This is a genomic window from Sphaerimonospora cavernae (assembly GCF_042435035.1).
Lineage (GTDB): Bacteria > Actinomycetota > Actinomycetes > Streptosporangiales > Streptosporangiaceae > Sphaerimonospora > Sphaerimonospora cavernae.
This window is the reverse complement of record NZ_JBHMQT010000018.1, coordinates 19,222-43,650: the sequence shown is the minus strand read 5'-3', so window position 1 is coordinate 43,650 and position 24,429 is coordinate 19,222. Positions and strand designations below refer to the sequence as shown.

The following is a 24,429-nucleotide window of genomic DNA, read 5'->3' as shown; positions in this document are numbered from 1 at the left end:
GGCGCGGAAACAGCTCAGCCGAGGGGGTAGACGGGGTCGGCGGCGCCGTCCTTGGCGAGCATGGTCCATTCCCGCTTGTCGCCGCTGTAGGTGCGCACCTCACCGTGTCCCGGACCCGACTCGCCCCTGTCGATGTCCGTCCCGGCCAGCACGTGATCGGGGGCGCCGGCGATCGAGACGATCTCGGCCTGGGCGTCGAGCTTGATGGCCGGTTCCTCGGCGGGCTTGCCCTCCATGACAGACCAGGTGGCGAGATCCTGGCCGCCCTTGCCCTTGGAGAGCACGAGCAGGTCGGCGGCGTCCCGCCAGGCGATGGCCTTGATCTTCTGACGGTCCTGGGCCTCGACCAGCGTCCGCACGTTGTCGATTCTGACCTGCCGGCCGATCCGGAAGATCGTGCCGATCTTCACCGTGGTGCCGCGCCCCTCGTCCATGATCACCGCTACCCGAGTGCCGTCACGCGACACCCGGAACGCGTTCATGCGGCCGTTCGCCAAAGCGGGGGGAATGCCCACCCGCCGCGCCTGCCCCTGGGTCGCCTGCCACACCCGGGTCTTGCCCTCACCGACCGGCTCGGCGGCCCACACGGATCCATAGCGGTCCCATGAGGGGCCGGTGAGGTCCCTGCCCGCGATCCACCGCTGCCACTTGCCGCCCTGTGCCGTACCCGTCACGTAGACCCCGTCGCCGTTGACCAGCGCGGCGATCCTGGGCTGGTAGTCCCCGGAGACGGCAGGGGCGGTGAACTGGACATCCTGTTCGCCCGCGGCGCCCAGGACCGGGTCACCGCCGCCCTTGTCCTTCACCCGGTGCAACTTGCCGTCCCGCATGAAGTACACCTGCGCCTGGGCTGTGACCACATTCGGGTCGAACTGGGCGTAGTCCGGCAGCTTGAAGCGGAGGCCGATGCCGCGGAAGGGCTCGCCGTTGACCCGGATCTCGACGGTGAAGCCGGTCGCCAGTTCCCCCAGACTCCACACGAGTTGGGCCTTCATCGCATCGATCTCGTTGTCGGAGACCGACTCCACCGCGGAGGTGAAGTCGACGACGAGTGTGTCACCGCCCTCGACGGTGATCCGGTTGAGCTCCGTGCCGCCGGGAAAGGCGGTGGCGACCGCGCCTCTGATCGACTCGCTCGGACCGGCGAGCAACCGGCGGACCCGGGTCTCGGGCAGCCCCCTGCCCGGGATGATCGGCACCCACACCCGGTCGACGACGAGCCCGTTGACCGGGGTCGCCGGGGGGAAGCACAGGTCCACCCGGCGATAGGCTCGCTCGAGATCGTGACGGGACAGCAGCCGCCCGTCGGGCAGCTGGGCGATCCGCCACTGTTTGTCATCCCCCCTGACCAGACGGAACGTTTCTTCCACCATGCCGGTGGCCGGGGTGTAGTTACCCTCCGACCCGATGGTGGCCACGGCCGTCCCCTTGAGCGTGACGGTGGCGTCCTTGGCGTCTTTGAGCGAGCGGATCGGGCCCGAGAACTTGCCCTCGTCGTAGACCCTCGTCTGCTTCCAGGGTTTCCACTTCTGGGAGGCGTCGGCGGTCAGGTAACGCCTGGCCATGGTCAGGCGGGGGTCGTCGAAGCTCGCGGTGGCCGCCTGGAAACCCTTGACGACGTCCTCAGGCGAGGCGTCCTTCTTCGGCGGCTCGGCGATCAGGCGGACGTACTGCTGGCTCAGCGTGTCCCTCGCCCTGTCCTCGTCGACGAGGTGCGGACTGCCGCTCGTCGGCACGGTGGCGCAGCCGGTGCCCGCGGCGAGTATGGCGAACGCCGCGGCCGTAGCGGTGGTCCTCGGGAACCTAGGAGACATCGAAACCGCCCGCGTCCGAGGTCTCCCGCACCCCGATGCCGACCTCCGCGATCACCCCGATGGCCGGGGCCAGGACCGGGGTGCCGTGCCCCCGCCACGAGCGCCGCATCTCCACCTCAGGCGGCACCAGCGGCAGCGGCGATCCCCTGAGCGGGGCCCCGGCCGCCCTGGGCAGCGACAGGCGGAACTGGCTGCCCTCGCCCGGCGATCCCCACGCCTGCAGCCAGCCGCCGTGCAGCATGGCGTCCTCTCGTGAGATGGCCAGCCCCAGCCCGGTGCCGCCGATGGTCCTGGCCCGCGACGGATCGGCCCGCCAGAACCGGTCGAAGACCATCATCTCCTCGCCCGGTTTGAGCCCCACCCCGTGGTCCCGTACGGCCACCGCCACCGCGTCGCGGTCGGCGCCGAGGGTGACCACGATGTCCCTGCCCTCGCCGTGCTCGATGGCGTTGAACAGCAGATTGCGCAGGATCCGCTCGACCCTGCGGCTGTCGACCTCGGCCACGCACGGCTCGCTGGGCAGGCGCAACTCGAACCTGGTGGACTGCCGTTCGGCCAGTGCCTCGGAGTCGCCGACCGCGCGCAGGACGACATCGCGCATGTCGGCGGGCTCGAGATCGAGGGTGGCCGCGCCCGCGTCGTGGCGGCTGATCTCCAGCAGGTCGGCGAGCATCGACTCGAACCGTTCGAGCTGGTTCTGCATGAGCTCGGCAGAGCGCGCCGCCGCGGGATCGAAGTCCTCCCGGCTCTCGTAGAGCAGGTCGGCGGCCATGCGCACGGTGGTCAGGGGGGTGCGCAGCTCGTGCGAGACGTCGGAGACGAACTGCCGCTGGACCTGGGACAGCTCCTCGAGCTGGTGGATCTTCAGGGCGAGGTTGGACGCCATCTCGTTGAAGGAGGTGGCCAGCCGGGCGAGGTCGTCCTCCCCGCGCACCTTGAGCCGCTCCTCCAGCCGCCCGGCGGCGAGCCGTTCCGCCGCCTGCCGCGCGAGCCGCACCGGAGTGACCACCTGGCGGGTGACCAGGGAGGCGATCCCGGCGAGCAGCAGTACGAGCGCCGCGCCCGCGCCGATCACAATGCGCTGTACGGCGAGAAGCGTGGTCTCCACCTCACCCAGCGGGAAGAGGTGGTAGATCTCGTAGGTCCCGTTGACCCTGGCGCCGATGACGATGCCGCTCACCCGCTGCTTGTCGCCCAGATAGCGAAGTTTCGTGTTCTGCTCGACGAGCACGCCCTCCTCACTGCGCTGCACCTTGGCGCGCAGCGTGTCGGGCACGCTCGACCAGTCGATCGCGCCGGTGGCCCGGGCCTGGCCCACCTTGCTCTCATTGAAGGTGACGATGTCGTAGCGCCCACCAGAGCGATCGACCAGCGCGTCGACCGCCTCCCCGACCAGGTCGCCGGCCTCCCCCTCCGCGTCGCCGTCCGGCAGCGCGTCGGTCAGGTCGGGCGACGGCGGGGTGAGGTAGCCGATCGCGGTCGTGACGTTGGCCCGTGCCTCCTCCCTGGCCGACTGCAGGGCGCCCTGCAGCACCGACGTCGTGATCGACTGCATGAGGAACACCCCCAGCACCACGACGACGGCCATCGACAGCACAAGCGTGCTCGTCACCACCCGGAACTGCAGCGAGCGCCGCCAACTCCGCCGCAACCTGCCCGCCGCGCGGCGGGCGCGCCTGCGCACCCCCCGGGCGATCTGGCCCGGGGTCCGGCGGCGGGACCTGGCGGCGGAGGCGGACATGCCGGAGGTGAGGTGTTACGCCGGGCCGGCCTTGTAGCCGACACCCCGGACCGTCACCACGATCTCAGGGTGCTCGGGGTCCTTCTCGATCTTCGCGCGGAGCCGCTGGACGTGCACGTTGACCAGCCGGGTGTCGGCGGCATGCCGGTACCCCCAGACCTGCTCGAGCAGCACCTCGCGGGTGAACACCTGGCGCGGCTTGCGGGCCAGCGCGACCAGCAGGTCGAACTCCAGCGGCGTGAGGTTGATCGTCTCCTCGCCCCGCTTCACCGAGTGGCCGGCCACGTCGATGGTGATGTCGCCGATCTGCAGAATCTCCGGGGTCGGCTCGTCAGTACGGCGCAGCCGCGCGCGGACGCGAGCCACGAGCTCCTTGGGCTTGAAGGGCTTGATGATGTAGTCGTCGGCGCCGGACTCCAGGCCGAGCACCACGTCGATCGTGTCACTCTTGGCCGTCAGCATGACGATGGGAACCCCGGACTCGGCGCGGATGCGGCGGCAGACGTCGATGCCGTCGGCGCCGGGCAGCATCAGGTCCAGCAGGACGAGGTCGGGCCGGGTGTCCCGGAAAGCGTCCAGCGCCTTGTCACCATCGGACACGAACGACGGTTCGAAACCCTCCCCGCGCAAGACGATGCCGAGCATCTCGGCGAGAGCGGCGTCGTCGTCGACGACCAGCACGCGTCCTTTCATGGCCCCTCATTCGTTCTACGCTTTGGGAGATTTGGGTGATTGTCACGGGTTTCACAGGAAGGTTACCCGTGGTCGCCACTTGGGGGTAACACCACCATCACAGAGGACGCAGTTTAGGCCCAGAACGACGGATGCGCGATTACCTGACCGGATACGGTCAGGATCTTGGTTTTCCCTTGACATTCGACCTGGATCTTGGGCCGCCGCATCGCTCCGGGCGCTCGGGTCGCGAGGGAACCCGGGCCGCAGGGGAACCCTGGCCACGAGGGGCCGAACGTCTCGGCGGGCGCTGCATCGCCGTGCGGCTGGCCGTACATCATGCCAGGATTGGGACATGACAGACGCCCCCGATCCCACCTCCGACGAACCGTCCGGCTGGGCGGCCGAACAACCTCCGCCGTACGGCGGAGCCGCCGCCTCCTGGGCTTCGCCGGGCGGTCAGGAACGGCCGGGCGCCTCCCCCGACCCCGGCAACCCTCACTCGGGCAACCCCCACCCCGACGCCCCCTACCCGGGCGGTCCCGGCCCCCAGCAGCCGCCGTACAACCAGCAGCCGCCGTACAACCAGCAGTCGTACGGGCAGTCGCCGTACGGGCAGGGACCCGGTCCGTACGGCTACGGCGGGCAGCAGTACGGGGGCCAGTCCGGGCCGTACGGCTTCCGCCCGCCGCCTCAGGCGCCCCGGCCCGGCATCATTCCGCTGCGCCCGCTGGCCCTGGGCGACATCCTCGACGGCTCGATCAAGCTGATCCGGTCCAATCCGAAGGCGACGCTGGGCCTCTCGGCCGTCGTGGCCGCGATCAGCACGATCCCGGTCGCGGTCGGCCAGGGGATCGTCCTGCGGGACTACGGCACGTTCAATGGCGGAATGGACGCCGTCGAGACGGCGGGGACCCTGCCCTCCGGGCAGGTCGCCCAACTCGTCGGCACACTGGTCTCCCTCGTCATCTCGTTCTTCGCGACCACGATCCTCACCGGCATCCTCACCCGGGTGCTCGGCCGCGCCGTCTTCGGCGGGCGCATCACGGCCGGCGAGGCGTGGCGGCTGGCGAGGTCGAGGGTGCCCGCCCTGCTCGGGCTGGTCCTGCTCCAGGGGCTCATCCTCCTAACTCCGCTGCTGGTGGCCATCGCGACGTTCGTGGCGCTCGGCATGGGCGGCTCGCTCGATGACCTGAGCGGTTCCTCGTTGGGGGCGCTGTTCCTCTTCATACTGCTGTTCATCGTGCTCTACCTCCCCTACGTGCTGTTCTTCCAGACGAAACTCGCCCTGGCCGCCCCCTCCGTCGTGCTGGAAGGGCTCGGCGTGACCGATTCGATGCGCCGGTCGTGGCGGCTGGTGAAGGGTGATTCGTGGCGGGTGCTCGGCATCCTGCTGCTGACCACGCTGCTCGTCGGAGTGGTCAGCGGGGTGCTTTCGTTCCCCTTCAGCCTCGCCGGGACCCTGCTCGGGTTCTTGGGTGAGGGCACGACGGCGTCGGCGATCTTGGGAGCTCTGCTGGTGGCCATCGGCGGCGTCCTCGGTTCGATGATCACATATCCGTTCCAGGCGGGGGTCAACGGCCTGCTGTACGCCGACCGGCGGATGCGGGCCGAGGCGTTCGACCTCGTGTTGCAGACCGCGGCCGCGCAGAACCAGGCGCAGGGGTGGGTGCACGCGAGCGTCGACGACCTGTGGCACCCGTCGAACGCCGCCCAGGCGGCGACCGCCGGATCGCCGCCGTATGAAGGGCCGCCATATCAGGGGCCCCGACCGTGACGCCGGCCCCGTCGGCAGTCCTGTCGGCGGTCGTGCCGCTGTTCGTGTCACTGGTCGGGCCGCTGACCGCGTCGCCGTTCGCGTCGCCGATCGCGTCGCCGATCGGGCCCCCCGTCGACATCGGACGCGACCAGGCTCGGCAGGAGGCGGAGGGGAAGCTGCTGCGGTCGGGCTACGAGCAGGAGTCGCCGGTCGACTGGCTCTGGCGGAAGTTCGACGAGTTCCTGGGCGATCTGCTCGACGCCGGAACGAACTCGGCGGGCGGCGTCATGTCGCTCATCGTCATCGTGGTGATCCTCGTCGTCCTGGCGGCGCTGCTGCTGTGGGCCCTGCGGCGGATGGCGCGCGGCGGCCGTACCGGTGAGGGCGCGGTCTTCGACCAGGCGGAGCTGACCGCCGCCGAGCACCGGGCCGCGGCGGGGCGGCACGCCGCCGACGGGAACTGGCGCGCGGCCGTCCAGGAGCGGCTCCGCGCGATCGCCCGCGACCTCGAGGAACGCGCCATCGTCAGCCCGCTGCCCGGCCGTACCGCGATGGAGCTCGCCGAGACGGCGGGCACGGCGCTGCCGTCACACGCCGCCGCGCTGCGGCAGGCGGCGCGCGTCTTCGACGACATCGCGTACGGCGACGTGCCGGGGACGCGGCAGGCATATCTCACCCTCACCGCTCTCGACGACAGCCTCCGCAAGGCCCGCATCTCGCTGGACGCGGCCACGTGAGCACCCGGACGAGCGAGCACACCGCGCCGGCCGGCCGGTCGGCGCGGCCCGAGGCGGGAGACGCGACGCGGACCGTACCGCCGGCGACGGCGGGAACGGCCGTGGTGAAGACCGGGCGATGGCGTCGGCTGCGCGGGGTCCTGCTGGTGGGGATCATCGTGGTGGCGGCCGCCGTGGTGCCCGTACTGCTGACGCCGTCCGGCGAGGCTGGCGGCCACTACCTGGATCCCGCCGACACGTCCCTGGCGGGCGCCCGGGCCCTCGCCGACGTGCTCGCGGATCACGGTGTCGCCGTCGAGCGCGTCGACAGCGTCTCGGCCGCGTTGGCCCGGGCCGGCTCCGACAGCCTGCTCCTCGTCACCGAAGCCGGCGAGGTGACCGCGACGGGGGCGAGGCGGCTGGCCGCATCCCCGGCCGACCGCCTGATCGTAGGTCGGGCGGCGCACCTGGACATCCTCGCGAGCGGGGTCACGCCCAAGAAGCGCGGCACACGGACCAGGTCCCGCGACCCGGAGTGCGGGCTGCGCGAGGCGACCCGGGCCGGCAGCGCGTACCTGGGCGGCATTTCGTTCACCGGGCCGGCCGGGTCCATCGGCTGCTATCCCGCCGCCGGGAACCCGACCCTGGTCCGGTACGTCCTGGACGGGCGCACGATCACCGTGGTCGGCGACGGAGACTTCATGACCAACCTCCGGCTCTCGGAGGACGGCAACGCCGCGCTCGCGATCAACCTGGCCGGGGCGAAACGGCGGCTGGTCTGGCTCGTTCCCCCGGGCGCCGCTGACCCGGGTACGGATGGATCCGGATCAGACGACCCCACGGAGGCGCGGTCGCTCGGCGGCCTCGTTCCGGACGGCGTCAACTGGGCGGTCTTTCAGCTTGTCGTCGCGGTGGCCCTGGTCGCCGTGTGGCGCGGGCGCAGGCTCGGCCCGGTCGTGGTCGAGCGCCTTCCCGTGATCGTGCGGGCGTCCGAGACCGTGGAGGGACGTGGGCGGCTCTATCGGGCCAGACGGGCACGTGACCGAGCCGCGCTCGCGCTGCGGGCCGCTGCCGCCGACCGGATCACCCCGCGCCTCGGACTGCCCGCCACCGCGGCGCCCGACGAGGTCGCGGCGGCCGTCGCCGTACGGGCCGGGGAGGATCTCCAGCAGGTGTGGGCCGCGCTGTACGGCCCGGCGCCGACGGACGACGCCGGCCTGGTGGCGCTCGCCGAACACCTCGACAGACTCGAAAGGCAGGTTCGAGACTCTTGACCGCACCAATGTCCCCAGGATCCCCAGGGACCCCCGGACCCTCGGGACCCTCGGGACCGCCCGGATACTCGGGCGATCCGTCATCGGGCTCAGCCGGATCCGACGGCTCAGCCGGGTCCGTCGCGGGATCGGACGAGCAGCGGGCCGAGGCCGCGCGAGCGGCGCTCGCCGCGCTGCGCGCCGAGGTGGCCAAGGCCGTGGTGGGCCAGGACGCCGTCGTCACCGGCCTGGTCATCGCGTTGCTGTGCCGTGGGCACGTGCTGCTCGAAGGCGTCCCCGGTGTGGCCAAGACCCTGCTGGTCCGCACGCTGGCCTCCGCGCTGGCGCTGGACTTCAAGCGGATCCAGTTCACCCCCGACCTGATGCCCGGTGACGTGACCGGTTCGCTCGTCTACGACGCGAAGACCGCGGAGTTCGAGTTCCGGGAGGGGCCGGTCTTCACGAACCTGCTGCTGGCCGACGAGATCAACCGCACCCCGCCCAAGACCCAGGCGGCCCTCCTGGAAGCGATGGAGGAGCGCCAGATCAGCGTGGACGGCGCGGCCCGCGCGCTGCCCGATCCGTTCATCGTGGCGGCGACCCAGAACCCCATCGAGTACGAGGGCACCTACCAACTCCCCGAGGCGCAGCTCGACCGGTTCCTGCTCAAGATCACCGTGCCGCTGCCACCGAGGGAGCAGGAGATCGCCGTGCTGGAGCGGCACGCGCTCGGCTTCGACCCGCGCGACCTCTCCGCGATCAAGGCGGTCGCCACGCCGGCCGACCTGGCGGCGGCCCGCGACGCCGTCAAGCAGGTTCACGTGGGGCCGGCGGTGCTCGGGTACGTGGTGGACCTCGCCCGCGCCACCCGCCAGTCGCCGTCGCTGCGGATCGGCGTCTCTCCTCGAGGGGCGACCGCGCTGCTCGCGGCGGCCCGTGCGTGGGCCTGGCTGTCAGGGCGGACGTACGTCACCCCGGATGACGTCAAGGCCCTGGCCCGGCCCGCGCTGCGCCACCGCGTGCAGCTCCGGCCCGAGGCCGAGCTCGAGGGCGCCATCCCCGACGGCATCCTGGACGGCATCCTCGCCACCGTCCCGGTCCCCCGCTGACCCCCGCCACCCCCCGTGATCTTGCAGTTGCTCGCAGGAAACGCCACGACCAGGCCTTTTCTTGTGCGTGATCTTGCAGATAATCGCATGCAATAGCCTTGACCCGCGGAGATGGAGTTCGTGATCATGCACCAGGAGGCGGCAGCCGTAACGACCGGAACCGCGGCGTCGTGGCGCTGACCGGACGCGCTGGCCTGCTCGCCGCGCTGAGCGCCGTCGCGGTGCTGTTCGCGCCGCGGCCGGGACTCGCCGTGGCCGGGTTCGCGATGCTGATCGCCGCGCTCATCGTGATCGACCTGCTGCTCGCCGGCAGCGTGCGCGCGCTGCGGCTCGGCCGGGACGGCGAACGGTTGGTACGGCTCGGCCGGTCGACCGAGATCGGCCTGATCGTGGAGAACCCCGGCAGCCGCCGGGTCCGGGGTGTGCTGCGCGACGCATGGCCGCCCTCGGCGGGGGCGAGGCCCCGCCAGGTGCGGTTCGCGGTGCCGAGCGGCGAACGGCGGCGACTGATCACGACGCTGACTCCGACCAGGCGGGGCGACCGCGAGGCGGTCACCGTGACGGTCCGCTCGCTCGGGCCGCTCGGCCTTGCCGGGCGGCAGGGCGCCCACCGGGTGCCGTGGTCGGTCCGGGTGCTGCCGCCGTTCCTCAGCCGCAGACATCTGCCCAGCAGGCTGGCGAGGCTGCAGGAGCTCGAGGGCAACCATCCCGCACTGGTGCGCGGCCAGGGCACCGAGTTCGACTCGCTCAGAGAGTACGTGGTCGGCGACGATGTCAGGTCGATCGACTGGCGGGCCACCGCCAGGCGTGCCGACGTGGTCGTACGGACCTGGCGGCCCGAGCGCGACCGGCGGGTGCTGATCGTCCTCGACACGGGGCGTACGTCCGCGGGCCGTGTCGGTGTCGCACCGATCCCGCTCGCCGGTGAACCATCGACGGGCCACGGGAAGTCCGACGGCCGTCAAGCGGGGCAGGACGGGCCTTCGGCGGCGGATCTCGCGGGTCGTCCCGAAGCGGGGTGGCCGAGGTTGGACTGGTCGATGGACGCCGCGCTGCTCCTGGCCGCGCTCGCCTCCCGCGCCGGTGACCGGGTCGACTTCCTCGCCTACGACCGGAAGGTCCGCGCGTCGCTGTCCGGGGCGTCCCGGACCGAGTTGCTCTCCTCACTGGTCAACGTCATGGCGCCGATCGAGGCGGAGCTCGTCGAGTCCGACGCGTCCGGCATGGTGTCGGCCGTGCTGGCCAGGGCCGGCCGCCGCTGCCTGGTGGTGCTGCTCACCGACCTCAACCCGGCCGCGCTGGAGGAAGGCCTGCTGCCGGTGCTGCCCCAGCTCTCGTCCCGCCACCTCGTCCTGCTCGCCGCCGTCGCCGACCCCCGGGTGGCCGCGATGGCGTCCGGCCGGGGCACGGCCGAGCGCGTGTATGACGCGGCCGCGGCCGAACGGCTGCGCGGGGAGCGACGCAGGATCACCGCACTGCTGCGCGGACACGGCGTCGAGGTCGTGGACGCGCTCCCCGAGGACATCGCCCCCGCCCTGGCCGACACCTACCTAGCCCTCAAAGCCGCCGGCCGCCTCTGAGGGCAGCCGCATGGATCGGAGAACCCAGAGCTGTGGGTCCGGTGAGGTGGAATGGCGACGCCGTCGAAATGCTCGGCGAGCGCTGCGGTGCCCGTTCCCGGTGCCCGTACGGAAGCTTCCTTCACGTTGAGCCTCCGTACGGGACGGTTAAAAGAGTTCAGGAGGCCGGGGGGCGCCACATCGGGAACATGGGCGGGCCGCCGGGCAGGATCAGCGGCTCACCGAGGTCCGCGTAGCCGTGGTGCAGGTAGAACTCGCGGCTGCGGGGGCTGGAGGCCTCCAGGTACGCGGCCGTCCCCCGCTCATCGAGCCTGCGATGGTGCTCGGCCACCAGCTCGCTGCCCAGTCCCTGACCCTGCCGGTTCGGCAGCACGGCGAGAAACCCGAGATAGCAGTGCGGCTCGTGCGGATGATGCTTGTCCATCGCCTCGCCGAGCAGCCCGAAGCGCTCGGCGTGCGGACCGGCGAGCACCTCCATGCGGGGCCCGATGTCCGGGATCTCGGGGATGGGCGAGGCGATGTTGTCGAACCACACCGCGACCGCGGACATGTCGGCCGTCGCGTAGACCTCGCCGTAGGTGAAGGCGTGCTCGACGAACATGGCGAAGTGCGGCGGCAGCACCCGACGACGGACGTCGTCCGGCGGGACGAGCCAGTTCGAGACCGCGAGGTCGTGGAAGGACTCCGCGATGATCGCGCCGACCGTGTCGGCCGCCTCCGAGCTGGGCTTGATCCGGATGATCTCGCTCAACTGCTCCTCCTGACCGCGGCCTGGGCGCCCAGGCCGATGTTGGCGTAGATCTCTGAGCGTTTGGCGCGCAGGAACAGCGCCCAGGCGACGCCGAGCCCGATGCCGAGGAGGTACAGGGCGGGCAGGAGCCAGCGGAGCAGGGAGTCGGGCTCCACGCCGAGAATCTTGTCGAAATTGATCAGCGCGAGTCCGAGCACACAGAACAGCAGCACCGAGGCGATGCCCGGGGCGATCTGGGTGCGCCAGGCGTTCTTCAGGCCGGGGTTTTTGGCGAAGAAGGCGAACACCGCGACCGAGGTGGCCGTCAGCAACACCAACAGGCCGAAGCCGCCGAACGAGCCCAGGGTGAAGAACATCTCGACCAGCGGATCCGAGCTGAAGATCGCGTATATGACGATCGCCACCAGCCCGAGGACACTCTGGGTCAGCGATCCCAGCAACGGGGCGCCGGTCCGCGGGTGGGTACGGCCGAAGGCCGCGGGCAGGACGTTCTCCCGGCCGAGCGCGAAAATGTAGCGAGAGGTCGTGTTGTGGAAGGCGATCATCGCCGCGACGATGCTGGTCGCGAACAGGACCGAGCCGATCGTCGAGATCGTCGACCCCAGGTGCTGCTCCGCCAGGCCGAACAGGAGACCGGGACCCTGCTCTCCGGCCGCCTCTGCGATCTCATCGGTGCCGACCGGCACGATCATCGCCCACGACGAGATGGTGTACAGAACGGTGATGACGGCGAGCGCCAGGTAGGTCGCGAGCGGCACCGTCCGCTTCGGGTTCTTGGTCTCCTCGGCGAAGACCACCGACGACTCGAAACCCGAGAAGGACGCGACGCATATCGCGAGCAGAGCGCCGAAGCCGGGGGCGAAGAAGTTGCCGGGGTTGAAGATCTCCGGGCTGAAGCCGGTGGCGGCGGCCGGGTGGAAGAAGTCCGCGATGTCGAAAACGATGACGAAGGCGATCTCGGACAGCAGCAGAACTGCCAGGATCTTCCCGTTCACGTCCACCCGCATGAGGCCGAGCACCCCGGTCAGCGCCCAGAAGACCAGCGCGATCAGCCACCACGGCGGCGAGATCCCGAACCAGTCACCGAGCAGCGGCTCGACGGCCGACCCGATAATGCCGTAGAGGCCCAGCACGAGTGCGTTGTAGGCCAGCAGCGCGACCCAGGCGGTCGCCACGCCCACCGGCCGGCCGAGGCCTTTCGCGGTGTACGCGTAGAACGCGCCCGCGTTCACCACGTAGCGGGACATCGTCACAAATCCGACGGCGAACAGCCCCAGAATGGCGCCGAGCAGGATGTACGCCAGCGGAACGCCGGTCACGCCGGTCACGGCGTAGGCGGTGGTCACCACGCCGGCGGTGACCAGCAGCGGGGCCGCCGCCGACATGACGAAGAACACCACGGACGGCACGCCGAGGCGGTCTTTGGCCAGCGCCGCCGAGACGGCGCTCGTAGTTCTGTGCTCTGTCAGGGACATGCGGAAACTCCGTGGAGAGGGGTGTCGGTTTTCGTCGGCACTTTGGCAGGGGGCACTTTGGCAGGGGGCACTTTGGCAGTCGGCACTTTGGCAGTCGGCACTTTGGCAGGGGGACTTTCAGAGGGGGACTTTCACAGGCGGCTGATGACGGCGTCGCCGACAGCGGCCTTGGTCTGGGCGATCAGCTCCCGGAACGGCGCGGGGAGGGTGGCGATCGAGTCGGACAGGTGTCTCGAGTCCGGCTCCCACAGGACTGTCCGGGCGACCGTGGTCGCGACGACCAGCCCCAGCAGGAGCGCCTCGCGCGTGTCGAGTCGCTGACCGCGCTGGATCGCGAGGTTGAGACGGCCGACCGGCCACAGTGCCGTGTTGGGATCGACGGGAGCCTGCGGCCGGGCCCGGCGCGGCAGCCGCCTGCCGGGGGGACGCCGCAGCAGCCCGGCCTCCGTCATGCGGGCGGCCACGTCGGCGTGAGCCGTACGGGCGAGGAACTGCAGCCAGGTCTGGAGGGAATGCGCCGGCTCGGCGGCGATGTGGGCCAGCGCGCTCCGCGTGACCACGTCGGCCAGAGGCGCCACGCCGACCGCACCGGCCGCACCGGCCGTCATCGTGCCTCGCGGGGCCGTACCCGGCGCGGAGACGACGCCTCCGGGAGGCGTGCCGACCGGGGCGAGCCGCGCCTGACCCGCGGCGAGCCGGATGGTGATCCACCCGGCGAGCATCAGTTCACCCACGATGGCAGCGGCCAGACCGAGCCCGGTCAGCCGGGGATGCAGCCGCATCCGGCCCGTTCTGTCGTCATGTATGACGAAGTAGAGATCGTTGGCCAGGAGGGGACCTGAAAGATCGGCTCCAGTCACGAGAGGCGATCGTATAGCCCGAATGTCGGGTTTGTCAGCCCTGTGAATTAAATTCTAGTTTTGCCACCTGCTACCCCTGACATCACTGGCAAAACTGGTCAGAATACGGATGACTCGAATGTCCGAATTTCGGGCTACCTAAATTGGTCAGGAACGACGTCAGGCCGTAGGGGCCAGGTCGGGGGCCTCCTCAATGTCACCGGTCTCGTCCTCGCGTACGGCGCGGCGGCCGAACACGATCACGTACGTGAGGAAGAGCACCTCGGCCAGCGCGCCGATCGCGATGCGCGCCCACGTGGGCAGGCCCGACGGGGTGACCCCGGCCTCGATCAGCCCGGAGACCAGCAGCACGGCGACCAGCCCCAGGGCGACGCTCATCACGGCCCTGCCCTGCTCGGCCAGCGCCTCCCCTCGACGCCGGGGGCCCGGGTCGATCACCGTCCAGCCGAGCCGCATGCCGACCCCCGCCGCGAGGAAGACCGCGGTCAACTCCAGCATGCCGTGCGGCAGGATCAGTCCCCAGAACACGTCGGCCTTGCCGTGGGCGTGCATCAGCCCGCTGATGATTCCCAGGTTCGCGGCGTTCTGCCAGAGAATCCACGGAATCGGCAGCCCGAGCAGAATCGCCGAGACGACGACCTGCAGCGACACCCAGGCGTTGTTCACCCATACCTGGCCGGCGAACGAGGCCGCCGGATGCTCGGAGTAATAGTCGGCGAAATCGCGCTCGACGAGCTGCCTGATCTCCTCCGGAGTGCCGAGGACGGTCTGTACCGCGGGGTCCTTCACCACCCACACGGCGAGCACATATGCGACGGCGAGCGACCCGAGTGCCGCGCCGAGCCACCACCGCCACGCCCGGTAGGCCACCACGGGGAACGACACCGTGAAGAACCGAACGACCTCCCGCCATGCCGGGCCGTGCGCCCCGGTGACCGCCGAGCGGGCCCGCGCGACCAGCGACGACAGCCGGCCGACGAGCATCGCGTCCGCCGAACCGGACCGGACGATGGACAGGTGCGTGGTCGCCCGCTGGTAGAGCTCGATCAGCTCGTCGACCTCGGCTCCGTCAAGGCTCCGGCGCCGCCGTACCAGCTCGTCGAGCCGGTCCCAAACCGGACCGTTCACGGCGACGAACGCATCCATGTCCACGCATCGGACCTTATCGGGCTCGGAGACGATCAGGGCGGTAGAGATGCGGTGGAGATAGGGTGCGCAGTGTGTCCGAAGTCGTGACCGGCGAGGCCGTCGTCGTCGAGGTGCGGGTCGCCCAGCTCTCCAGCCGCGCCCTGGCGTTCCTCATCGACTGGCTCATCCAGATGACCCTGCTCATCGGGGTCTACCTGCTCGTCGCGTACGCCTCCCCCATCGTCGACGACGCGCTGGCCATGGGCCTGAACATCCTGCTCACCGTGCTCGTCATCGTGGCCTGTCCGGTCGCGTTCGAGACCATCAGCAGAGGCCGCAGCGTCGGCAAGCTCGCACTCGGCCTTCGGGTGGTGAGCGACGACGGCGGCCCCGAACGCTTCCGGCAGGCACTGTTTCGCGGGCTCGCCGGGTTCGTGGAGTTCTGGATGTTCGCCGGAGCCCCGGCGCTCATCACCTCGCTGGCCAACGAGAAGGGCAAACGGCTCGGCGACGTCTTCTCCGGGACCATCGTCATCGGGGAGCGCGGGCCACGCCAGAGCCCGCCACCGGTCATGCCGCCGCACCTCGCCTCCTGGGCGGCCACACTTGAGCTCTCCCAGCTCACCGACGAGCTGGCGGGCGCGGCCCGGCAGTACCTCTCACGCTGGCACCAGCTCACCCCCGCCGTCCAGCACGAGATGGGCACGCGGATCTCGGCCCAGGTGATGTCCCGCGTCACCCCGCCGCCCCCGCCGGGCGTTCCGCCGCATGCCTACCTCGCCGCCGTCCTCGCCGAACGTCGCCGCCGCACCGAGATCCGCCTCACCCGGGCGCAGGCCCGCCGTTCCGCCATGCCCCCCGCGTACGGAACGCCGTTCGCGTACGGCACTTCTGGGGCGTACGGCACTTCTGGGGCGTATGGAACCACGCCCGCTCCGGCGGCCCACGATCCGGGGCCGACATCTGGGGGATTCGTTCCCCCGGCCTGATTTTTCGGATTTGTCGCCAGCAGAGGGTGTATCTCCCTGCTTGCGGGGCACCTGTGACGTTCGCAGGCCCTTGGGGCAGTGCCTGCAGTGGGGTTGGGACAGGCGCGGCCGGACCGCGAAGGGAGAGGTCGCCTCCGGCCGCGCCTGTCCTCGTCTATGACCCGAGGCGCCAGGAGTGGAGGTAGTGCTCCTGGTCGTCGGTGAGGATGTCGATCTCGATGCCGGTCGCGGCGAGCTTGAGCCGGGCCACCTCGGCGTCGATCTCGGCCGGTACGTCGTGGACGCCGGGCCGCAGCCGTACGGACTCCTCGGCGAGCCAGGTGGAGCGGGCGAGCCAGGCGACGGCGAGGGCCTGAGCCGAGAACGACATGTCCATGACCGCCGCCGGATGTCCCTCGGCCGCGGTGAGGTTGACCAGGCGACCCTCCGACAGGAGCAGCAGCCGCCTGCCGTCGGCCATGACGTACTCGTCGGTGTTGGGGCGGATGCCGAAGCGGACGGCGGTCGCCGACTCCTCCAGTGCGCGCACGTCGATCTCGACGTCGAAATGCCCCGCGTTGGCCAGGATCGCGCCGTCCTTCATGTCGGCCAGGTGTTCGGCGCGGATCACGTCCCGGTTTCCGGTGACGGTCACGAAAACGTCGCCGATCTCGGCGGCCCGGCCCATCGGCTGGACCTCGTACCCCTGCAGCGTGGCGTCCAGCGCCTTCACCGGGTCGATCTCGGTGACGATCACCCGCGCGCCCAGCCCCCTGGCCCGCTCGGCGACTCCCCGTCCGCAGAAGCCGAAACCCGCCACGACGACGGTACGGCCGGCCAGCAGGACGTTGGTCGCCCGCATGATGCCGTCGAGCGTCGACTGGCCGGTGCCGTACCGGTTGTCGAACATCCGCTTCGTACGGGTGTCGTTGACCGCGACAACGGGGAATCGGAGGGCGTTCTCCGAGGCCATCTGGCGGAGCCGGATGATGCCGGTCGTGGTCTCCTCACAGCCGCCGGCGACCGTGTCGAGCAACTCCACCCGCTCGGTGTGGAGGATGTTGACCAGATCGCACCCGTCGTCGAGCACGATGTTCGGGGAGATGTCCAGTGCCTGGTGGATATGCCGGTAGTAGGTGCCCCTGTCCACTCCCGCCCGGGCGTGTACCGCTATGCCGTACGTCTCAAGGGCTGCCGCGACATCGTCCTGGGTGGACAACGGGTTGGAGGCGGCCAGCGCGATCTCGGCACCACCGGCCCTGAGCGCCCCCAGCAGTACGGCGGTCTCGGCGGTGACGTGCAGGCAGGCGGCGATCCGCACGCCGTCGAACGGCCGCTCTCCGGCGAACCGCTCCCCCAGCGCGGTCAGCACCGGCATGGCCCTGGCCGCCCATCCGATCCGGCGCTCTCCCGCCTCGGCGATCCCCTCTGCCACCACCCCAACCTCCCAGGGCATGTTCTTGACCCACCCCCCGGGCGTGATCTTGCGAAAACTCGCAGCTACCCTTGCCCACCTGCGGTTTTCCCATTCATGATCTTGCAGAAACTCGCAGTCAGGTGCTACCACCAGCGAGAACGTCCTCCGTGATCTTGCAGTCCGGAATTTCGGACTGCAAGATCACGGAGTAATGACACCCCATCTGACCAGCGGAAACCATCTCGTGTGCGAGAAACTACAAGATCACGAGAGGGATCGGAGCAGGTCACGCCCTATACCTGCGAGAAACTGCAAGATCACCGCGGGTGGGTGGGTGCGCGGGTGGGTGGGTGCGCTTGTGGGCGGGGTGGTCGGTTAGTAGCGGTAGTGGTCGGGCTTGTAGGGGCCCTCGACGTCGACGCCGATGTACTCGGCCTGCTTCTTGCTCAACGTGGTGAGCTTGACGCCGAGCGCGTCCAGATGAAGCCGAGCGACCTTCTCGTCCAGGTGCTTGGGCAGCACGTACACGCCGGTCGGGTAGTTCTCGGTCTTGGCGAACAGTTCGATCTGGGCGATCACCTGGTTGGTGAACGAGTTCGACATCACGAACGACGGGTGACCGGTGGCGCAGCCCAGGTTCATCAGGCGGCCTTCGGCGAGCACGATGATCGAGTGGCCGTCGGCGAAGGTCCAGGTGTGCACCTGGGGCTTGACCTCCTCCTTCACGATGCCCGGGATGCGGGCGAGCCCCGCGATGTCGATTTCGTTGTCGAAGTGCCCGATGTTGGAGACGATCGCCTGGTGCTTCATCTTCGACATGTGGTCGGCGGTGATGATGTTGTAGTTGCCGGTGCACGTGACGAAGATGTCCGCGGTGCCGACGACGTCGTCCAGGGTGGTCACCTGGAAGCCGTCCATGGCCGCCTGAAGCGCGCAGATCGGGTCGACCTCGGTCACGATGACCCGGGCTCCCTGACCGCGCAGCGCGTCGGCGCAGCCCTTGCCCACATCGCCGTAACCGCACACGACCGCGACCTTGCCACCGATCAGCACGTCGGTCGCCCGGTTGAGGCCGTCGATCACGGAGTGGCGGCAGCCGTACTTGTTGTCGAACTTGGACTTGGTGACCGAGTCGTTGACGTTGATCGCCGGGAAGAGGAGCTGCCCGGAACGGTGCATCTCGTACAGCCGGTGCACGCCGGTGGTGGTCTCCTCGGTGACACCCTTGATGCCCTCGGCGATCTTGGTCCAGCGCTTGTCGGGGCCGACGGTGCGGCGCAGCGTGTCGAGGATGATCGCCCACTCCTCGGGGTCGTCCTCGCCCGCCGTCGGCACCGCGCCCGTCTTCTCGAACTCGGCACCCTTGTGCACGAGCAGCGTGGCGTCGCCGCCATCGTCGAGGATCATGTTGGGGCCGGAGCCGTCCGGCCACTGCAGGGCCCGCTCGGTGCACCACCAGTACTCCTCGAGCGTCTCGCCCTTCCAGGCGAAGACCGGTACGCCGGAGGGGTTCTCAGGGGTGCCGTTCTGGCCGACGACGACCGCGGCCGCGGCGTGGTCCTGAGTGGAGAAGATGTTGCAGCTCACCCAGCGGACGTCGGCGCCGAGCGCGACGAGCGTCTCGATCAGCACGGCCGTCTGGATCGTCATGTGCAGCGAGCCCATGATCTTGGCGCCCTTGAGCGGCTGCGACGCGGCGAATTCCTTCCGGGTCGCCATAAGTCCCGGCATTTCGTGCTCCGCGAGGCGGATCTCCTTGCGGCCGAAGTCCGCAAGCGAAAGGTCGGCGACCTTGAAGTCCATGAGTGTCATCCCTCCATTGTCCGTCGCAGCGAGTTTAGGCGGCGCGATCCACCCCGTGCATCCGATCACATGCGAACCTGACACAAGAATGTGAGGATTGCGCTCGTACGGCTCCCGCAACGGCCCGGAAACGTCTAGCGTGGGCGAAAAGGAACTGGAGGTGGTGGCTTCGATGCGGATCACGGAGGCCGCCAGACGGCTCGGTCTGTCCCCCCGCATGCTGCGCTACCGGGAGGCGCTCGGGCTGCTGCCGCCGATCCGCGATCGGGGCGCTCACCGGCAGTTCGGGCCCGAGGAGTTGGCCGCCGTCCGCCAGGCGATGGACCTGGAACGCCGTTTCGACGTCTCCCCCGCCGAGTTGGCCTTCGCGCTGCGTGCGCTGGCCGAGCCCGCCGTCGGCCAGGCCGTCCGGGACCTGGGCGTGCGGATCGGCCGGATCCCGGCGCCGCGCCGGGCACTGGACTTCGAGAAGGAGAAGGCCCTCCGCCTGCTGAGGGGCCGGTAAGGAAGCCGCGATCGCCGTCACCGCGTGGCCCGGGTGCCGGCGAAGCTGGGGCCCTGCACGACCGCGCCAGGCGGTCATCCACGTCTACGAGACCGGCTGCGTACGGCCCGGCGAAGACGCGTGATCAGACCCGGTCCGGATCAGGGGCGTTCGCGCGGTACAGATCGGGCTCGAGGTAGATGACTCGGGCGATCGGTACGGCCGCGCGAATGCGCCGTTCGGCCTCGTCGATCCCCCGGGCCACTTCTGCCGCCGTCTCGTCGTGCCGGACCGCGATCTTCGCCGCGACCAGGAGCTCCTCCGGCCCCAGGTGCAGCGTCCGCAGATGGATGACCCTGTCGATCTCCGGTGCCTCTTCCACTGCCGCGCAGATTCGCTCCTCGACTTCGGGCGCCGCGCTCTCGCCGATCAGGAGCGACTTGGTCTCCAGGGCCAGGATGATCGCGATGACCGCGAGCAGGGCGCCGATGGCGAGAGTGCCGACGCCGTCCCACACGCCGTTACCGGTGATCACCGCCATCGTCACGCCGAACAGCGCGAAAACGAGGCCGAGCAGCGCGCCCAGGTCCTCCAGCAGCACGACCGGCAGCTCGGGGGCCTTGGCCCGGCGGACGAACGACACCCACGTCTCGTCGCCCTTGTGCCCCCGCGACTCCTTGATCGCGGTCCGGAACGAGAACCCCTCCGCCGCGATCGCGAAGATCAGCACGCCGAAGGCCCACTGCGGCGAGGCCACCGGATGCGGGTCGGAGATCTTGTGCCAGCCCTCGTACAGCGAGAACAGCGCGCCGATCGTGAACAGCACCACGGCCACCACGAAGGCGTAGAAGTACCGCTCCCGCCCGTAGCCGAAGGGATGCTCGCGGGTGCGCTTGCGCGCCGCGCGCTTGCCCCCCACCATCAGCAGCGCCTGGTTGCCCGAGTCGGCCACGGAGTGCACGGACTCCGCGAGCATCGACGACGACCCGGTGAAGGCGAACGCCACGAACTTCGCCGCCGCGATCGCCAGGTTCGCGGCCAGCGCCGCGATGATCGCCTTGGTACCGCCACCCGCACTCACGTGGAACTCCTCAGAAATTCGGCCACGGGAGATCTTATGGGGAAACCCGAGCCTGGAGTTCCATCACGGCGGGCACGTTGGTGGGGTCGATGCCATATCCCATGGCGAGATAAACGCTGCCGTAGTCTCCCAAGCCGACCAGCGTGGCCAGGCGCTCCAGTGGGTGGGCGCCCTCGGCGAGGATCTCGGACACCGGCACACCGCGGTTCTCGGCGAGCCGTACGGACGCCGTCCGGCACTTCACGACCTGCGGATGCTCCTCGGCGTCACGCAGCAGGAACAGCCGCAGCCGGGCGCTCGGTCCGCCGGACCCGTCCGGCTCGTCGGCGAACGGATCGTGGAAGAGCTCCCGCCCGGCCAGCGGCCCGTCGAGCACGGCGAGCTGGTCATGGCTCGCATCGGGGATCTCACCCCACACAGCGGGATATTTCGCGTTCTCACTGAGCTGACGAGCGAGCCGGTGCGCGGCCACCCGCGCCAGCGGCGAGGTGCCCCAGATCATCGGGACGCTGCCGGCCAGTTCCATCGCCAGCGTCTTGCCGGGATTGATGAACGACTCACTCGACGGCCGGCACCGGTGGGCGATGTCCTCGAGCCGCCCGGCCATCGACTCGAACACGTCCTCCCCCGCCTCCACCAGGCCCAGCGAGGCCGCTGCGACGACCAGGGGAACCGCCAGCTCCCACAGCGCCGTACGCGAAGGACCCGGCGATCCGGAGACCGGCACGTACGGCCCGCCGGCCCGGACGACGAGGTCGCGAAGCGGCGTGCCCACCGGGCCGACCCCGATCATCCGGCAGCCGCGCCGTACGGACTCGGCCGCCAGCGCGAGCGTCTCCTCGGTACGGCCCGAGCGCGAGACGGCGCAGACCAGGTCGGCGGCGCCGACCCAGCCCGGCAACCGGTAGCCGCGCACTGTCACGATCGGCAGCGGCGCGCCGTTCCCGCAGACGGCCTCGAGCACCTCGCCGGCGAGCGCCGAGGCCCCCACCCCGGCCACCACGATCGCCCGTGGCCTGCCGTCCGCGGCGACGCGAGCCACCTCCGCCTCCCGCGCGGAGCGGTACGCCGTGCGGACCTGGGCGGCCGACGACGCGACGGCCCTGAGCATGCCGGCGGGGTCGCCCTCCACAAGGCAGGACTGGTCGTCGAGCCGGTCAGGCTCGAAACTCCGGCCGGGCGCCCCTCCGGCGCCGCTCATACCTTGCGGGCCTCGTCGACGAGGAGAACCGGGATGTCGTCGCGCACCGGATAGATGAGCCCGCACGTGTCGGACGTGCACGACAACTCGTCCGCATCGGCGTCCGCGGCGACGCGGAGCGGGGACTTGCACGCCGGGCAGGCCAGGATGTCCAGCAACCAGTCGTCGATCTTCAACTCGTCAGCTCCTCACGACGGCGAGCGCCTCGTCGCGCACGGCCGCCATCATCGTCTCGTCCGCCGCCTCCGCGTTGAGCCGCAGCAGCGGTTCGGTGTTGGACGGCCGCAGGTTGAACCACCAACCGGTACCACTGACGGTGAGACCGTCCAGTTCATCGAGGGTCACGCCCTCACGGCCGGCGAAGGTCCCGCGCACCCTGGCGAGGGCCGCGTCCTGGTCGGCCACCCTGCTGTTGATCTCCCCGGAGGACGCGTACCGCGAGTAGCGCGACAGGACCTCCGACAGCGGCCGTTCCTGCTCGCCCAGCGCGGCGAGCACGTGGAGGGCCGCCAGCATGCCGGAGTCGGCGAACCAGAAGTCGCGGAAGTAGTAGTGGGCGGAGTGCTCGCCCCCGAAGACCGCCCCCGTACGGGCCATCTCCGCCTTGATGAACGAATGCCCGACACGGGTACGGACCGGGACGCCGCCGTGCTCTCGTACGATCTCCGGCACGCCCAGGGAGGTGATCAGATTGTGGATGACCGTCGCACCCGGGTGCTTGGCCAGCTCACGGACCGCGACCAGCGCGGTGATCGTGGACGGTGAGACCGACTCGCCCCGCTCGTCGATCACCCAGCACCGGTCCGCGTCGCCGTCGAACGCGATGCCGATGTCGGCGCCGTGCTCGACGACCGCCTTCTGCAGGTCACGCAGGTTCTCCGGCTCGATCGGGTTGGCCTCGTGGTTGGGGAAGCCGCCGTCGAGTTCGAAGTAGAGCGGGGTCAGCTCGATCGGCAGGCCGGTGAAGACTTCGGGAACCGTGTATCCCCCCATGCCGTTGCCCGCGTCGACCACGACCTTGAGCGGCCGGATCCCCGACAGGTCGACCAGGGTCTTGAGGTGGGTGGCGTAGCCGCCGAGGAGGCTCTGTTCGCTCACCGTGCCCTCACCGGCCGCGCTGGTTCCACCGCTGCCGATCAGTTCGGCCGCCCGATCCCGGATCTCGATCAGGCCGGTGTCCGTACCGATGGGCACTGCCCCGGCGCGGCACATCTTCATGCCGTTGTACTGGGCGGGGTTGTGGCTGGCGGTGAACATCACGCCGGGCAGGCCGAGGCTGCCGCTGGCGTAGTAGAGCATGTCGGTCGAGCCCAGGCCCGCATTGACCACATCGGCGCCCCGGGATGTCGCACCCCGGGCGAAGGCCGCGGCCAGCGGACCGGAGGAGGACCGCATGTCGTGCGCCATCACCACCGACCCGGCGCCGGTCACCTCCACGAAGGCCGCCCCGACGGCCTGCGCGATCTCCTCGTTGAGCTCGTCCGGCACCACGCCGCGCACGTCGTACGCCTTGAAGATCTTGGTGAGGTCGGCCACCGCATAGCCCCTAAAAGTCGTGACGTCTTCGCAGTCGAGCCTATAGCGCCGTCGTGACGCGAGGTCACCGCTCCCGGTTCGGCTGTGCCGACTTCAGCACCCGCAGGTGCCCCCGGCGCCCCACCTCGACCGCCTGTCCGACCGGCTCCCCCGCCGCCGGGGCGGGACGTGCGGCCTCGCGCACCGCGTTGGCCAGCGCCTCCAGATCGTCGCCGCTCGGCGAGACCGCCTCCGACGGAAGCCGTACGACCTCCCATCCCCGCGGTGCGGTGAGCCGCTCCGCATGCTCCGCGCACAGGTCGTAACAGTGAGGCTCTACGTACGTCGCCAGCGGGCCGAGGACAGCGGTGGAGTCGGCGTAGACATACGTGAGTGTGAAGACGGCAGGCTGCCTGCAGGCGGTACGGGAACAGCTGCGGACGGGGCTCACGGTGGGACCGTATCCGGTCCGCGTTCACATTGCCACCACCCTGGCACTCTTATCGAGCGTGTCGCCACAATCCGTCCAAAATATTCGAGGTACCCATGCCCGGCTCACGGCAGGGGCATGACTTTTGGAACACGCCCCAGGGACACAGCCTAAGCTGGCTGCGTGAGCGAGCGGAGCGAGCGCGGCGGCGGCCCGGATCCCCAGCGGCGGGTCCGGCGACGCGACCGGCACGGCCGCGGCATGCGCGGACCGATCGCACCGTCTCATGTGCCGATCGCCAAGTCGCGCGGTGAGCGCTTCGACGACCTGGTGCTCGACGCGGTGGACCGGCTCAAGCCCCGGTGGGGCGCGCAGCTCGCATCGGTGGAGTTCGCCGTGGAGGAGGTCCCTCCGCCGCACGAGTTGATCGACGGGCCGACCAGGCTCTCGTCGGATCCCATCCCGCTCGGGCGGGCGGAGTCCGCGGCAGGGAAGGATCCGGCCGCGGTGATCGTCTACCGTCGCCCGCTCGAGGCCAGGGCCCGTGACCGCGACCAGCTCGGCACGCTCGTGCTCGACGTCGTCGTCGAGCAGGTGGCCAGTCTCCTCGGGCTCGCCCCGGAGACCATCGACCCCGGATACGACGACCGCCATTGACCTTCCGCGCGGGAT

22 protein-coding genes are annotated in these 24,429 nt (G+C 70.2%); 8 read left to right on the top strand and 14 right to left on the bottom strand.

The genetic code is table 11. The features are described 5' to 3' along the window. Nucleotides 1-14: 14 nt before the first annotated feature. From ACFHYQ_RS10750 to mtrA, 3 genes are read right to left on the bottom strand one after another with little or no spacing between them, the layout of a single operon-like run. Entirely contained in the window at nt 15-1,814 is a 1,800-nt protein-coding gene (locus ACFHYQ_RS10750) for an LpqB family beta-propeller domain-containing protein (RefSeq protein ID WP_394300966.1), read from the bottom strand. Further along, on the bottom strand, nt 1,804-3,555 hold the full coding sequence (gene mtrB / locus ACFHYQ_RS10745; RefSeq protein WP_394300965.1) for an MtrAB system histidine kinase MtrB: 1,752 nt from the start codon (nt 3,553-3,555) through the stop codon (nt 1,804-1,806). The genes ACFHYQ_RS10750 and mtrB overlap by 11 nt, the downstream gene beginning before the upstream one ends. 15 nt (nt 3,556-3,570) lie before the next feature. Then, nucleotides 3,571-4,248: an MtrAB system response regulator MtrA gene (mtrA, locus tag ACFHYQ_RS10740; protein WP_055478012.1), complete on the bottom strand. Its 678-nt coding sequence runs from the start codon at nt 4,246-4,248 to the stop codon at nt 3,571-3,573. Nucleotides 4,249-4,582: 334 nt separating this feature from the next. Between mtrA and ACFHYQ_RS10735 the strand changes: the two genes are divergently transcribed. The 5 genes from ACFHYQ_RS10735 (at nt 4,583) to ACFHYQ_RS10715 (ending at nt 10,644) form a co-directional block, all read left to right on the top strand. Then, on the top strand, nt 4,583-6,004 hold the full coding sequence (locus tag ACFHYQ_RS10735; protein WP_394300964.1) for a DUF7847 domain-containing protein: 1,422 nt from the start codon (nt 4,583-4,585) through the stop codon (nt 6,002-6,004). Further along, nucleotides 6,001-6,723: a DUF4129 domain-containing protein gene (locus tag ACFHYQ_RS10730; RefSeq protein WP_394300963.1), complete on the top strand. Its 723-nt coding sequence runs from the start codon at nt 6,001-6,003 to the stop codon at nt 6,721-6,723. The genes ACFHYQ_RS10735 and ACFHYQ_RS10730 overlap by 4 nt, the downstream gene beginning before the upstream one ends. Further along, nucleotides 6,720-7,976 carry a DUF4350 domain-containing protein gene (locus tag ACFHYQ_RS10725; RefSeq protein WP_394300962.1) on the top strand — a complete coding sequence of 419 codons (1,257 nt, stop codon included), beginning with the start codon at nt 6,720-6,722 and terminating at the stop codon, nt 7,974-7,976. The genes ACFHYQ_RS10730 and ACFHYQ_RS10725 overlap by 4 nt, the downstream gene beginning before the upstream one ends. Nucleotides 7,977-7,984: 8 nt before the next feature. Further along, nucleotides 7,985-9,064, top strand: a complete 1,080-nt coding sequence (locus ACFHYQ_RS10720) for an AAA family ATPase (protein WP_394300961.1) — start codon at nt 7,985-7,987, stop codon at nt 9,062-9,064. 170 nt (nt 9,065-9,234) lie between these two features. Continuing rightward, nucleotides 9,235-10,644 (top strand): DUF58 domain-containing protein, encoded by a 1,410-nt coding sequence (locus ACFHYQ_RS10715; RefSeq protein WP_394300960.1) that lies wholly within the window; start codon nt 9,235-9,237, stop codon nt 10,642-10,644. A 157-nt stretch (nt 10,645-10,801) separates the two neighbouring features. On the opposite strand, the gene ACFHYQ_RS10710 is transcribed toward ACFHYQ_RS10715, so the two are convergent. From ACFHYQ_RS10710 to ACFHYQ_RS10695, 4 genes are all read right to left on the bottom strand, one after another. Next, nucleotides 10,802-11,395 carry a GNAT family N-acetyltransferase gene (locus ACFHYQ_RS10710; protein WP_394300959.1) on the bottom strand — a complete coding sequence of 198 codons (594 nt, stop codon included), beginning with the start codon at nt 11,393-11,395 and terminating at the stop codon, nt 10,802-10,804. Beyond that, entirely contained in the window at nt 11,392-12,870 is a 1,479-nt protein-coding gene (locus tag ACFHYQ_RS10705; protein WP_394300958.1) for an APC family permease, read from the bottom strand. Before ACFHYQ_RS10705 ends, ACFHYQ_RS10710 begins: the two co-directional genes overlap by 4 nt. A 131-nt stretch (nt 12,871-13,001) precedes the next feature. Then, entirely contained in the window at nt 13,002-13,730 is a 729-nt protein-coding gene (locus ACFHYQ_RS10700) for a GOLPH3/VPS74 family protein (protein WP_394300957.1), read from the bottom strand. Nucleotides 13,731-13,889: 159 nt separating this feature from the next. Further along, on the bottom strand, nt 13,890-14,882 hold the full coding sequence (locus ACFHYQ_RS10695; protein ID WP_394300956.1) for a stage II sporulation protein M: 993 nt from the start codon (nt 14,880-14,882) through the stop codon (nt 13,890-13,892). A gap of 68 nt (nt 14,883-14,950) precedes the next feature. Between ACFHYQ_RS10695 and ACFHYQ_RS10690 the strand changes: the two genes are divergently transcribed. Beyond that, a complete protein-coding gene (locus ACFHYQ_RS10690) occupies nt 14,951-15,847 on the top strand; it encodes an RDD family protein (RefSeq protein WP_394300955.1) in 897 nt (298 codons plus the stop codon). A 154-nt stretch (nt 15,848-16,001) separates the two neighbouring features. On the opposite strand, the gene ACFHYQ_RS10685 is transcribed toward ACFHYQ_RS10690, so the two are convergent. Further along, complete coding sequence (locus tag ACFHYQ_RS10685) at nt 16,002-17,282, bottom strand: adenosylhomocysteinase (RefSeq protein ID WP_394300954.1); 1,281 nt, start codon at nt 17,280-17,282, stop codon at nt 16,002-16,004. Nucleotides 17,283-17,618: 336 nt separating this feature from the next. Further along, entirely contained in the window at nt 17,619-19,046 is a 1,428-nt protein-coding gene (ahcY, locus tag ACFHYQ_RS10680) for an adenosylhomocysteinase (protein ID WP_394301104.1), read from the bottom strand. 172 nt (nt 19,047-19,218) lie between these two features. On the opposite strand from ahcY, the gene ACFHYQ_RS10675 reads away from it, so the two are divergent. Continuing rightward, the gene (locus tag ACFHYQ_RS10675) at nt 19,219-19,551 is read left to right on the top strand and encodes a MerR family transcriptional regulator (RefSeq protein WP_394300953.1); all 333 of its coding nucleotides are present in this window, start codon (nt 19,219-19,221) and stop codon (nt 19,549-19,551) included. Between the two features lie 124 nt (nt 19,552-19,675). On the opposite strand, the gene ACFHYQ_RS10670 is transcribed toward ACFHYQ_RS10675, so the two are convergent. The 5 genes from ACFHYQ_RS10670 to ACFHYQ_RS10650 all read right to left on the bottom strand — a co-directional run bounded on the left by ACFHYQ_RS10670 (nt 19,676) and on the right by ACFHYQ_RS10650 (nt 23,778). Further along, nucleotides 19,676-20,611, bottom strand: coding sequence for a cation diffusion facilitator family transporter (locus ACFHYQ_RS10670; protein WP_394300952.1), 936 nt, complete (start codon nt 20,609-20,611; stop codon nt 19,676-19,678). A gap of 34 nt (nt 20,612-20,645) precedes the next feature. Further along, nucleotides 20,646-21,812 (bottom strand): SIS domain-containing protein, encoded by a 1,167-nt coding sequence (locus tag ACFHYQ_RS10665; protein ID WP_394300951.1) that lies wholly within the window; start codon nt 21,810-21,812, stop codon nt 20,646-20,648. Beyond that, nucleotides 21,809-21,988 carry a Trm112 family protein gene (locus tag ACFHYQ_RS10660; RefSeq protein WP_204019145.1) on the bottom strand — a complete coding sequence of 60 codons (180 nt, stop codon included), beginning with the start codon at nt 21,986-21,988 and terminating at the stop codon, nt 21,809-21,811. The genes ACFHYQ_RS10665 and ACFHYQ_RS10660 overlap by 4 nt, the downstream gene beginning before the upstream one ends. Before the next feature lie 4 nt (nt 21,989-21,992). After that, a complete protein-coding gene (locus ACFHYQ_RS10655; RefSeq protein ID WP_394300950.1) occupies nt 21,993-23,348 on the bottom strand; it encodes a phosphomannomutase/phosphoglucomutase in 1,356 nt (451 codons plus the stop codon). A gap of 64 nt (nt 23,349-23,412) precedes the next feature. After that, a complete protein-coding gene (locus ACFHYQ_RS10650) occupies nt 23,413-23,778 on the bottom strand; it encodes a DUF3499 domain-containing protein (protein WP_204019143.1) in 366 nt (121 codons plus the stop codon). A gap of 240 nt (nt 23,779-24,018) precedes the next feature. Between ACFHYQ_RS10650 and ACFHYQ_RS10645 the strand changes: the two genes are divergently transcribed. Further along, complete coding sequence (locus tag ACFHYQ_RS10645) at nt 24,019-24,414, top strand: metallopeptidase family protein (protein WP_204017963.1); 396 nt, start codon at nt 24,019-24,021, stop codon at nt 24,412-24,414. Nucleotides 24,415-24,429: the final 15 nt, after the last annotated feature.

What these genes read in the sequence shown, in the direction of transcription:
- ACFHYQ_RS10750 (WP_394300966.1), bottom strand. Translation starts at nt 1,814, where the DNA reads ATGTCTCCTAGGTTCCCGAGGACCACCGCTACGGCCGCGGCGTTCGCC.
- mtrB (WP_394300965.1), bottom strand. Translation starts at nt 3,555, where the DNA reads ATGTCCGCCTCCGCCGCCAGGTCCCGCCGCCGGACCCCGGGCCAGATC.
- mtrA (WP_055478012.1), bottom strand. Translation starts at nt 4,248, where the DNA reads ATGAAAGGACGCGTGCTGGTCGTCGACGACGACGCCGCTCTCGCCGAG.
- ACFHYQ_RS10735 (WP_394300964.1), top strand. Translation starts at nt 4,583, where the DNA reads ATGACAGACGCCCCCGATCCCACCTCCGACGAACCGTCCGGCTGGGCG.
- ACFHYQ_RS10720 (WP_394300961.1), top strand. Translation starts at nt 7,985, where the DNA reads ATGTCCCCAGGATCCCCAGGGACCCCCGGACCCTCGGGACCCTCGGGA.
- ACFHYQ_RS10705 (WP_394300958.1), bottom strand. Translation starts at nt 12,870, where the DNA reads ATGTCCCTGACAGAGCACAGAACTACGAGCGCCGTCTCGGCGGCGCTG.
- ACFHYQ_RS10685 (WP_394300954.1), bottom strand. Translation starts at nt 17,282, where the DNA reads ATGCCCTGGGAGGTTGGGGTGGTGGCAGAGGGGATCGCCGAGGCGGGA.
- ahcY (WP_394301104.1), bottom strand. Translation starts at nt 19,046, where the DNA reads ATGGACTTCAAGGTCGCCGACCTTTCGCTTGCGGACTTCGGCCGCAAG.
- ACFHYQ_RS10675 (WP_394300953.1), top strand. Translation starts at nt 19,219, where the DNA reads ATGCGGATCACGGAGGCCGCCAGACGGCTCGGTCTGTCCCCCCGCATG.
- ACFHYQ_RS10665 (WP_394300951.1), bottom strand. Translation starts at nt 21,812, where the DNA reads ATGAGCGGCGCCGGAGGGGCGCCCGGCCGGAGTTTCGAGCCTGACCGG.
- ACFHYQ_RS10645 (WP_204017963.1), top strand. Translation starts at nt 24,019, where the DNA reads ATGCGCGGACCGATCGCACCGTCTCATGTGCCGATCGCCAAGTCGCGC.